General features: G+C 73.9%; 8 protein-coding genes and 1 pseudogene. 8 read left to right on the forward strand and 1 reads right to left on the reverse strand.

Annotated elements, in window-relative coordinates:
* Nucleotides 1-147: 147 nt before the first annotated feature.
* Nucleotides 148-501, reverse strand: coding sequence for a DUF1844 domain-containing protein (locus SSBG_RS25065; protein ID WP_008748862.1), 354 nt, complete (start codon nt 499-501; stop codon nt 148-150).
* A 451-nt stretch (nt 502-952) separates the two neighbouring features.
* Between SSBG_RS25065 and infC the strand changes: the two genes are divergently transcribed.
* From infC to SSBG_RS25105, 8 genes and pseudogenes are all read left to right on the forward strand, one after another.
* On the forward strand, nt 953-1642 hold the full coding sequence (gene infC / locus SSBG_RS25070) for a translation initiation factor IF-3 (RefSeq protein ID WP_078491410.1): 690 nt from the start codon (nt 953-955) through the stop codon (nt 1640-1642).
* Between the two features lie 105 nt (nt 1643-1747).
* Nucleotides 1748-1942, forward strand: coding sequence for a 50S ribosomal protein L35 (gene rpmI / locus SSBG_RS25075; RefSeq protein WP_007829094.1), 195 nt, complete (start codon nt 1748-1750; stop codon nt 1940-1942).
* A gap of 99 nt (nt 1943-2041) precedes the next feature.
* Entirely contained in the window at nt 2042-2428 is a 387-nt protein-coding gene (gene rplT, locus SSBG_RS25080) for a 50S ribosomal protein L20 (protein ID WP_008748864.1), read from the forward strand.
* Between the two features lie 233 nt (nt 2429-2661).
* Nucleotides 2662-3474 carry a TrmH family RNA methyltransferase gene (locus SSBG_RS25085; RefSeq protein WP_008748865.1) on the forward strand — a complete coding sequence of 271 codons (813 nt, stop codon included), beginning with the start codon at nt 2662-2664 and terminating at the stop codon, nt 3472-3474.
* 138 nt (nt 3475-3612) lie between these two features.
* A complete protein-coding gene (locus tag SSBG_RS25090) occupies nt 3613-4788 on the forward strand; it encodes a sensor histidine kinase (protein ID WP_008748866.1) in 1176 nt (391 codons plus the stop codon).
* A 219-nt stretch (nt 4789-5007) separates the two neighbouring features.
* A pseudogene (gene pheS / locus SSBG_RS25095) lies at nt 5008-6136 on the forward strand (phenylalanine--tRNA ligase subunit alpha).
* Nucleotides 6136-8646 carry a phenylalanine--tRNA ligase subunit beta gene (pheT, locus tag SSBG_RS25100; protein WP_008748867.1) on the forward strand — a complete coding sequence of 837 codons (2511 nt, stop codon included), beginning with the start codon at nt 6136-6138 and terminating at the stop codon, nt 8644-8646. The pseudogene pheS and the gene pheT overlap by 1 nt, the downstream one beginning before the upstream one ends.
* A gap of 666 nt (nt 8647-9312) precedes the next feature.
* Nucleotides 9313-10341: hypothetical protein (locus SSBG_RS25105; protein ID WP_008748868.1), on the forward strand; the 1029-nt coding region annotated here is incomplete at its 3' end.

Below are 10341 nucleotides of genomic sequence, written 5' to 3' on the forward strand. Positions count from 1 at the left end.
CCGCCCACCCGCCGAATCTGTGGACAACTCCGGAGAAGTCGTCACGCGGCCCACCCTTCCGGGTGAGGGCCGTCGCACGACAGCTCACGTTGTCCACAGGGTGCGCTCTGTAAATCGGCTTTCCCGGCAGGCGCGGCCTCGCGAGCCTCAGCCGAAGACCGGCCCCGTGTACTTCTCGCCCGGCCCCTGGCCCGGCTCGTCCGGGACGATGCTCGCCTCGCGGAAGGCGAGCTGGAGGGACTTGAGGCCGTCGCGGAGCGGGGCCGCGTGGAAGGAGCTGATCTCGGTGCCGCCCGCGTCGAGGAGCCCGGCGAGCGCGTGGATCAGCTTGCGGGCCTCGTCCAGGTCCTTGTGCGCCTCGCCGTCCTCCGCGAGGCCCAGCTTCACCGCCGCCGCGCTCATCAGGTGCACCCCGAAGGTGGTGATCACCTGGACGGCGGGCACCTCCGCGATGTCCCGGGTGACGTCGTCGTAGTCGGCTGCGGGCGTCGCTTCGCTCATCGCGGGGCGCTTCCTTCGGTTGCGTAGGGTGGGAAGGGCCGCACAGCGCCCGCGTTCCCCTCGCGGGCGGGTGCCCGCGAGCCCCGTCAGCCTAATGGCCGCCCGGGCCCGTACACCCGCCGCGCGCGGGGGCTCCGGTCCGCCGCGCCCTGGTATGCTGGCAGGACGACCGGCCGGAGTGTGTCAGTGGTGCCCGCGAGGGAGCCCGAGACTCCGGCCACAAGTGGAGGCTCCGCGCTCCCACCTGACCGCCCGCACGGGCGGCGGGTCAACCGGTCAGACGGCACCGCACCCGAGGCGGTGAGCGTCCGAAGTCGCGCCCCGCGTTCCACGCGGCGGTGCTCCGGTCAGTACAGGAGCCCCGCTCGTGATCGTCCGGGGCATTTTTCATGTTCCGGCGCGGTTGGTCTCAAGGAAGAAGCAAGAGTGTGCGGCTGCCCGCCAGGCGGCCGTGCGGTGCTACCGAGGAGGATCCATCAGCGCCGAGCCCCGCATCGCCGAGCCCCGTATCAACGACCGGATTCGTGTTCCCGAGGTACGACTCGTCGGCCCCAGTGGTGAGCAGGTGGGCATCGTCCCGCTCGCGAAGGCCCTGGAGCTGGCGCAGGAGTACGACCTGGACCTGGTCGAGGTCGCGGCGAACGCCCGTCCGCCCGTGTGCAAGCTCATGGACTACGGGAAGTTCAAGTACGAGTCGGCCATGAAGGCCCGTGAGGCGCGCAAGAACCAGGCGCACACGGTCATCAAGGAGATGAAGCTCCGGCCGAAGATCGACCCGCACGACTACGACACCAAGAAGGGTCACGTCGTCCGGTTCCTCAAGCAGGGTGACAAGGTCAAGATCACGATCATGTTCCGTGGTCGCGAGCAGTCCAGGCCGGAGCTCGGCCGCCGGCTGCTCCAGCGCCTCGCGGACGACGTCCAGGACCTCGGCTTCATCGAGTCGAGCCCGAAGCAGGACGGCCGCAACATGATCATGGTCCTCGGCCCGCACAAGAAGAAGACCGAGGCGATGGCCGAGGCCCGCGAGGCCCAGGCCGCCCGCAAGGCCGAGCGGCAGGGGCGTGGCGCCTCCGCCGACGACCAGGACGAGGCCGTTTCCGGCGCGGACGAGAGCGTCGAGGAACACGCCGAGGTCTGATCCGGGACAGCCGTCCCGGTGACACGGATACAACTGACGCCCCCGCGCGTCCGGTCCCTCCGGGGCCCGGCTGGGGGCGTCACCGACGAGGAGATGGACGGCGCCATGCCGAAGAACAAGTCGCACAGCGGTGCCAGCAAGCGCTTCAAGGTCACGGGCTCCGGCAAGGTGCTGCGCGAGCGGGCCGGCAAGCGCCACCTGCTGGAGCACAAGTCGTCCCGCCTGACGCGCCGCCTCACCGGCAACGCCGAGATGGCCCCGGGCGACGCCAAGAAGATCAAGAAGCTTCTCGGCAAGTGAGGCCGCGGCCCCCTCGCCGGGGGCCCGCAGCCCCGTACCGGGACCCAATCGAACCGGGCCGTGTGAACACCCCACGGCCCCGCTACAAGGAGTAATCAAGTGGCACGCGTCAAGCGGTCCGTCAACGCCCACAAGAAGCGCCGGGCGATCCTGGAGCAGGCCAGCGGTTACCGCGGGCAGCGCTCGCGCCTGTACCGCAAGGCGAAGGAGCAGGTCACCCACTCCCTCGTCTACAACTACAACGACCGCAAGAAGCGCAAGGGCGACTTCCGTCAGCTGTGGATCCAGCGCATCAACGCCGCTGCCCGCGCCAACGGCATCACCTACAACCGCTTCATCCAGGGTCTCAAGGCCGCCAACATCGAGGTGGACCGCAAGATCCTCGCCGAGCTGGCCGTGCACGACGCCGGTGCCTTCGCGGCCCTCGTCGAGGCCGCCCAGAAGGCGCTGCCCGAGGACGTCAACGCGCCGAAGGCCGCCGCCTGATCAGGGCCCACGCCCGGACAGGCACCGCGCGCCGCGCGTCGGCGCGCCGCTTCACCTGACCCGCAGGCCCGCGACGGCCTGCGGGTCAGGTGCGTTCCGGCGGCACCCGGCACCCGGCGGCCCGTCCGCGTCACACGCGCGCCCGCCCCGTTCGCCCCCGCCGCGCCCTGCCCCGCAGCCGTCCGCGAGTCCCCCTCCGCCCGTCCCCTCCGCCCTTCCCCGAGAGTGAGCACATGCCGGCCCCCGAGCTGACCTCCCTGCGCTCCCCGCGCGTCGTCGCCGCGCGACGGCTCGCGAAGCGGAGCTTCCGCGGCAAGGAGCGCCGTTTCCTCGCCGAGGGCCCGCAGGCCGTGCGCGAGGCCGCGGAACACCTCGTCGAGGTGTACGCGACCGAGGAGGCCGCGCGGCGCCACCCCGGACTCCTCGACGACGCGCGCGCCCGGGGCGTCCCGGTGCTCGGCGCGAGCGAGGAGGTGCTCGCCGCGATGGCCGACACCGTGACCCCGCAGGGCGTCATCGGGCTGTGCCGCTTCCTTGACACCGGCTTCGCCGACGTGCTCGCCGCGCGCCCCCGCCTCGTCGCCGTCCTCGCCCACGTCCGCGATCCGGGCAACGCCGGTACGGTGCTGCGCTGCGCGGACGCGGCCGGCGCGGACGCCGTGGTCCTCACCGACGCCTCCGTGGACGTCTACAACCCCAAGTGCGTGCGCGCCTCGGTCGGTTCGCTCTTCCACCTGCCCGTCGCCACCGGTGTGCCCATCGAGGAGGCCGTCGCGGGGCTGCGCGGGATCGGGGTCCGCGTCCTGGCCGCGGACGGCGCCGGGGCCGACGACCTGGACGACGAACTCGACCGGGGCACCATGGGCGGCCCGACGGCCTGGGTCTTCGGCAACGAGGCGTGGGGCCTGCCCGAGGAGACCCGGGCCCTCGCCGACGCCGTCGTCCGCGTTCCGCTGCACGGCAAGGCCGAGTCCCTCAACCTCGCGACCGCCGCCGCCGTCTGCCTCTACGCCTCCGCGCGCGCCCAGCGGAGCCGGACCGCGTAGCACCGGAGCCGATCCCGCCGGGCGCACGCCCCGCGCCCGCCCCCGCTTACGCCCCCGCCCCCGTGCCCGCCCCGATAGGCTGGCGCCTTCCGGCCCTGCGGGGACCCGCGAACCGGTCGGGAAGGGTGGGGTACGGGGATGACGGACGGCGGTACGCACGACGGGACGCGCGAGGTCCCGCCGGGGGAGCGGCGTGGACGGGCGGGGGGCCTCGCGGCCCGGGACGGGGCAGCGCCGGGCGGCGTCCCCGCGCCCCGTACGCCGGACCCCGTCAGCCCGGACGACCTCCCGGACGGCCTCGTCGTCGCCGACCGGCGCGGGATCGTGACGTGCTTCAACGCCGCCGCCGCCCGCATCACCGGAGTCCTCTCCGAGGCCGCGCTGGGCAGCTCCCTGGAGGACGCGCTGCCGCTCGAAGACCTCGACGGGCGGCGCTGGTGGCGGCTCACGGACCCCTACGGGGGGCTCTCGATCAGGACCCGGCAGCCGGAACGGAACCTGCTGCTCCCCGGGGGCCGCGAGGTCCTCGTCTCGGCGCGGTACGTGCGCCGGGGCCCGCGCGGACCCCTGGACCGGCTCGTCGTCTCGCTGCGCGACACCGGCGCCAGGCGCCGTACCGAGCGCAGTCACGCGGAGCTGATCGCGACCGTCGCGCACGAACTGCGCTCCCCGCTCACCTCCGTCAAGGGCTTCACCGCGACGCTCCTCGCCAAGTGGGAGAGGTTCAACGACGACCAGAAGCGGCTCATGCTGGAGACCGTCGACGCGGACGCCCACCGCGTCACCCGGCTCATCACGGAACTGCTCGACATCTCCCGCATCGACGCGGGCCGCATGGAGCTGCGGCGCCAGCCCGTGGACATCGCGGGCGCGGCGGCACGGCACGTGCAGGCGCACATCGCGGACGGCCGCTCCTGCGACCGCTTCCTCGTCACCGTGCGCCGCCCGCTGCCCGCGCTGTGGGCCGATCCCGACAAGGTGGACCAGGTCCTGAGCAACCTCCTGGAAAACGCGGTGCGCCACGGCGGCGGAACTGTCACGATCGACATCGCGCCCACGGCGGGCGGCGAGGGACCGGAAGGGACCGTGATCACGGTGAGCGACGAGGGGCAGGGCATCCCCGAGGAGTCGATGAACCGTGTCTTCACCCGCTTCTGGCGCGGTTCCAAGCGCGGCGGCACCGGTCTCGGCCTGTACATCGTGAAGGGCATCGTCGAGGTGCACGGCGGCTGGATCACGGTCGGCCGGGCCCCCTGCGGCGGCGCCCGCTTCCGATTCATGCTGCCCGTGGCGCTGCCGGCTCACCTCCAGTAGCGCGACGGGCCTCCGGTCGCGACGGGCGTTTTCCCGCGCGCGGCCGTCCCGCCCCCGTACCCCCTGTGAGGTACGGCTCCGGGGCCGCCCATCCGCGCCGCCCCCCACCCTCCCCCCGGTAGACTCGGTCCTCGGCACGTCCGCGTCCCCTTTCGTGGACGAATCGTCCACAGACCGAGACGGGACCCTCAGCCACCCACGTCGGAAGCACGGGAAGAAATGTCGGCACCCAACAAGTCGTACGACCCAGTAGAGGTCGAGGCGCTGAAGCCGGACGAGATCGCGCGGATGCGGGACGAGGCGTTCGCCGCCTTCGCCGCCGCCGCCGACCTCGACCAGCTCGCCCAGGCCAAGACCGCCCACACCGGCGGCACCTCCCCGCTCGCCCTCGCCAACCGCGAGATCGGCGCCCTGCCCCCGCAGGCGAAGGCCGAGGCGGGCAAGCGGGTCGGCCAGGCGCGCGGCGCCGTGAACAAGGCGCTCGCGGCGCGGCAGGCCGAGTTGGAGGCCGAGCGGGACGCGCGGGTCCTCGTCGAGGAGACCGTCGACGTCACGCTCCCGTACGACCGCGTCCCCGCCGGAGCGCGCCACCCGCTGACCACGATGATGGAGCGCGTCGCGGACGTCTTCGTCGCGATGGGCTACGAGGTCGCCGAGGGCCCCGAGGCGGAGGCTGAGTGGTTCAACTTCGACGCGCTCAAACTTCACCCCGGACCACCCCGCCCGGCAGATGCAGGACACCTTCTTCGTCCAGGGCCCGAAGGGCACCGAGGGTGACGAGTCCGGGGTCGTGCTGCGCACCCACACCTCGCCGGTCCAGGCCCGTTCGCTCCTGGAGCGCGGCGCGCCCGTCTACGTCGTCTGTCCCGGCCGCGTGTACCGCACCGATGAACTGGACGCCACGCACACCCCGGTCTTCCACCAGATCGAGCTGCTCGCCGTGGACGAGGGCCTGACGATGGCCGACCTCAAGGGCACGCTCGACCACATGGTCCGCTCGCTCTTCGGCCCCGACATGACGACGCGGCTGCGCCCCAACTACTTCCCCTTCACCGAGCCGTCCGCCGAGATGGACATGCTCTGCTACGTGTGCAAGGGCGAGTCGGTCGGGAACCCGGACCGCCCCTGCCGCACCTGCTCCAGCGAGGGCTGGATCGAGCTGGGCGGCTGCGGCATGGTCAACCCGAAGGTCCTCACGGCCTGCGGTGTCGACCCGGAGAAGTACAGCGGATTCGCGTTCGGTTTCGGTATCGAGCGGATGCTGATGTTCCGCCACAACGTCGAGGACATGCGAGACATGGTCGAGGGTGACGTCCGTTTCACCCGGCCGTTCGGGATGGAGATCTGATGCGGGTCCCGCTTTCCTGGCTGCGGGAGTACGTCGATCTCCCCGCCACCGAGACCGGCCGTGACGTGCAGGCCAAGCTGGTCTCCGCAGGGCTTGAGGTCGAGACCGTCGAGCAGCTCGGCGCCGGGCTCAAGGGCCCCCTGGTCGTCGGCCAGGTCCGCGCCATCGAGGAGCTGGAGGGCTTCAAGAAGCCCATCCGCTTCTGCCACGTGGACGTGGGCGACGCCAACGGGACGGGCGAGTCGCAGGAGATCGTCTGCGGCGCCCGCAACTTCGCCGTCGGCGACAAGGTCGTCGTGGTCCTGCCGGGCGCCGTCCTGCCCGGCGACTTCGCGATCGCCGCGCGCAAGACGTACGGCAAGACCTCCCACGGCATGATCTGCTCCGCCGACGAGCTGGGGATGGGGGATGACGGGACGCACGGGATCATCGTGCTGCCGCCCCAGTACGAGGTCGGCACCGACGCGATCGAGCTGCTCGAACTCGTCGACGAGGTCCTCGACATCGCCGTCACGCCCGACCGCGGCTACTGCCTCTCGATGCGCGGCATCGCCCGCGAGACCGCCATCGCGTACGGGCTCCCGCTGCGCGACCCGGCACTCATCGACGTGCCCGGGCCCAACGCCCACGGGCACCCCGTCGAGATCGCCGACCCCTTCGGCTGCGACCGCTTCACGGCCCGCACGGTCGCGGGGCTCGACCCCGAGGCCCGTACCCCGATCTGGATGGCCCGCCGTATCCAGAAGGCCGGGATGCGGCCCGTCTCGCTCACCGTGGACATCACGAACTACGTGATGCTGGAGCTGGGCCAGCCGCTGCACGCCTACGACCGCGCCCGGGTGCGCGGCCCGATCGGTGTGCGCCGCGCCGAGGCCGGGGAGAAGCTCAAGACGCTCGACGGCCAGACCCGCACGCTCGACCCCGAGGACCTCGTCATCACCGACGAGCGCGGGCCCATCGGGCTCGCCGGGGTCATGGGCGGCGCCGAGACCGAGATCGCCGATCACGGCGCGGAACTCGGCACGAACGAGGTCGTCGTGGAGGCCGCGCACTTCGACCAGATCACCATCGCCCGCGCCTCGCGCCGCCACAAGCTCGCCTCCGAGGCGTCCCGGCGCTTCGAGCGCGGTGTCGACCCGCAGGCCGCCTCGGCCGCCGCGCAGCGGACCGTCGACCTCCTCGTGCTCCTCGCGGGCGGCACCGCCGACGCGGGCGTCACCGAGGTCAGCGCGCCCTCCGCGCCGCGCACGGTCACGATGCCGGCCGGGCACCCCGACCGCGTCGCGGGCGTCGCCTACGGCCGCGAGACCGTCGTGCGGCGGCTCCAGCAGGTGGGCTGCGACGTGTACGGCCAGGACGAGCTGATCGTCACGGTCCCCTCGTGGCGGCCCGACCTCACCGCGCCCAACGACCTCGCCGAAGAGGTCATCCGCCTGGAGGGCTACGAGAACCTGCCGGCCACGCTGCCCAGGCCCCCCGCCGGGCGCGGCCTCACCGAGCGGCAGCGCTTCCACCGCCGCGTGGGCCGCGCGCTCGCCGGGCGCGGATACGTCGAGGCGCTCAGCTACCCGTTCCTCGGGACCGACGCCTTCGACGCGCTCGGCCTCGCCGAGGACGACCCGGCCCGCCGCGTCGTGCGCCTCGTCAACCCGCTCTCCGACGAGGAGCCCGCGCTGCGCACCACGCTGCTGCCCGGGCTGCTCGCGGCCCTGCGCCGCAACGAGGGCCGGGGCGCGCACGATCTCGCGCTCTTCGAGTCCGGGCTCGTCTTCCACCCGCGCGCCGAAGCCGCCGTGCCCGAGCGGCTGCCGGTGGCTCACCGGCCCGAGGACACGCAGCTCGACGCGCTGGACGCGGCCCTGCCCGAGCAGCCCCGGCACCTCGCCGTGGTCCTCGCCGGGGCCCGCGAGCAGTCCGGCTGGTGGGGCAAGGGCCGCCCCTCGGACTGGGCCGACGCCATCGAGGCGGCCCGCACGGCCGCCGCCGAGGCCGGCGCGGACCTCGTGGTGCGCAAGGGCGCCTACGGGCCCTGGCACCCGGGCCGCTGCGCCGAGCTGGTCGCCTTCGTGGACGGCGCCGAGCGCGTCATCGGGCACGCGGGCGAACTCCACCCGCGCGTCATCAAGGCGCTGGGCCTCCCGGCCCGCACCTGCGCGAGCGAACTCGACCTGGACGCCCTGGAGCGGGCGGGAGCCGGAGCCGCGCAGGCCCCGCGCATCTCGAACTACCCCGTCGCCACGCAGGACGTCGCGCTCGTCGTCCCCGCCGATGTCCCGGCCGCCGAGGTCGAGTCGGCGCTGAGCGAGGGCGCGGGCGAACTCCTGGAGTCGCTGCGCCTGTTCGACGTCTACACGGGCGACCAGCTCGCGGAGGGCCACAAGTCCCTCGCCTACGCGCTGCGCTTCCGCGCCGCCGACCGCACCCTGACCGTCGAGGAGGCCACGGCCGCGCGCGACGCCGCCGTGGCGCGCGCGGCGGAGCACACGGGGGCGGTGCTGCGCGGGGCCTGATCCCCCCTCGGGGACCGTGAGGCCCCCGCACCGGCGTGATCGGCCGGGTCCTGTCGTGAGACGGGGCCCGGCCGACGTGCGTACGGGGAGCGGTACGACAAGGCGGGCGGGCGCGGTGGCGGGTGGACGGGCGCGGTGCGGAGTGGGTGTGCGCGGTGCCGGGTGAGCGGGCGCCGTACCGGGCGTGCCACTCGTTCCGGTGAACCTCGCACACGCTTTCCGGTGACGCCACGCACACGTGGACCCGTCGGCGCGGGGACCGGGACGGCCGGATTCCCCCGGGGCGGGCGGGAGTCGGTGGCGGGCGCGCGGGTCGGGGAAGCGCCCGCGCGGGGCGCCGCGCGCGGAAACCCGAAACCCCTCCGGCCAGGGGGGGAGAGGCCGGAGGGGCCGGGCGGCTGGGGCGCCGTCCGCCGGGCCGGAGGCGAAGCGGCTGCGGCAGGCGGGACGGCGCCGGTCGGGACGCCGTACTTGTCGAGGGGGGAGCCCGGCGTCCGCGAGACACAGTCAACCGCCCCCGCGCGCCCCGCGAAAGCGCGCGCGGTGCTCCGGTGCGTGCGCTCCTTTCACACCCCGTGTGAATCCCGCTCCCTTACGCTGGGCCACAACGGGTGTCCCTTCGCTCACCCGCAGCGATGACAGCGCCCCAGCCCCTCCGGAGACACCATGGAGCCCAACTCCCTCCTCGACGCGATCCTCGACGAGGCCGCGATCTCGCACGCCGGACTCGCCGCCCACGTCAACCGGGCGGGCGCCGCCCGCGGGCTGACGCTGCGCTACGAGCACACGGCCGTCTCCCGCTGGCTGCGCGGCCAGCGCCCGCGCGGACAGGTACCCGACCTCATCTGCGAGGTCCTCTCCCGCCGTCTCGCCCGCCCCGTCACGCTGGACGACATCGGCCTCGGCGTCCCGGGCGGGCCCGCCCCCGCCTGCCCCGGCTCCCTCCCGGGCTTCGTCGAGCGCGCCACCGCGCTGTGGCGCTCCGACCAGCAGCAGCGCCCGCACGTCCTCGGTGCCCCCGCCGTGACGGGCACGCCCGCGATCGTCCCGGTGTGGGAGTGGGAGAACCCGCCGGAGGACACGGACGTCTCGCGCGGCGGCCCGCGCCGCGTCTCGGGCGCCGACATCGAGATGCTGCGCGCGGCCCGCGCCCACTACGAGCAGCTGTACCGCAAGGCGGGCGGCGTCGTCATCCGCCCCCGCGTCGTCTCCTTCCTCAACGCCGAGGCCGCGCCGCTCCTGCGCGGCAGCTACGGCGACGACACGGGGCGCGCGCTGCACCGCGCGACGGGCGCGCTCGTCGCCGTCGCCGGGATCTGCGCCTACGACGCGGACGCGCACGGCCTCGCCCAGCGCTACTTCCACCAGGCCCTGCGGCTCGCCAAGGCCAGCGGGGACCGGGCCTTCGGGGCGTACGTCATCGCCCTCCTCGTCAACCAGTCGCTGCACCTCGCGGCCCACCGGCAGGCCGTCGCCTTCGCCGAGGCGGCGCTGCGCGCGGCCGGGCGCGCGGTCTCCCCGGCCCTCGCCTCGGACCTGCACGCGATGCAGGCGAAGGCGTACGCGCACCTCGGCGACGCGGGCGGCACGCTCGACTGCATCCGCCGCGCGGAGACCGCCGCCGAGCGCGTCCGGCGCGGCCACGAACCCGAGGAGACCGGGTACGTGCAGCCCGGGCTCGTCAACGTCCAGGTC

Source organism: Streptomyces sp. SPB074, assembly GCF_000154905.1.
Taxonomy (GTDB): domain Bacteria; phylum Actinomycetota; class Actinomycetes; order Streptomycetales; family Streptomycetaceae; genus Streptomyces.

What these genes read in the sequence shown, in the direction of transcription:
- SSBG_RS25065 (WP_008748862.1), bottom strand. Translation starts at nt 501, where the DNA reads ATGAGCGAAGCGACGCCCGCAGCCGACTACGACGACGTCACCCGGGAC.
- rpmI (WP_007829094.1), top strand. Translation starts at nt 1,748, where the DNA reads ATGCCGAAGAACAAGTCGCACAGCGGTGCCAGCAAGCGCTTCAAGGTC.
- SSBG_RS25085 (WP_008748865.1), top strand. Translation starts at nt 2,662, where the DNA reads ATGCCGGCCCCCGAGCTGACCTCCCTGCGCTCCCCGCGCGTCGTCGCC.
- SSBG_RS25090 (WP_008748866.1), top strand. Translation starts at nt 3,613, where the DNA reads ATGACGGACGGCGGTACGCACGACGGGACGCGCGAGGTCCCGCCGGGG.
- pheT (WP_008748867.1), top strand. Translation starts at nt 6,136, where the DNA reads ATGCGGGTCCCGCTTTCCTGGCTGCGGGAGTACGTCGATCTCCCCGCC.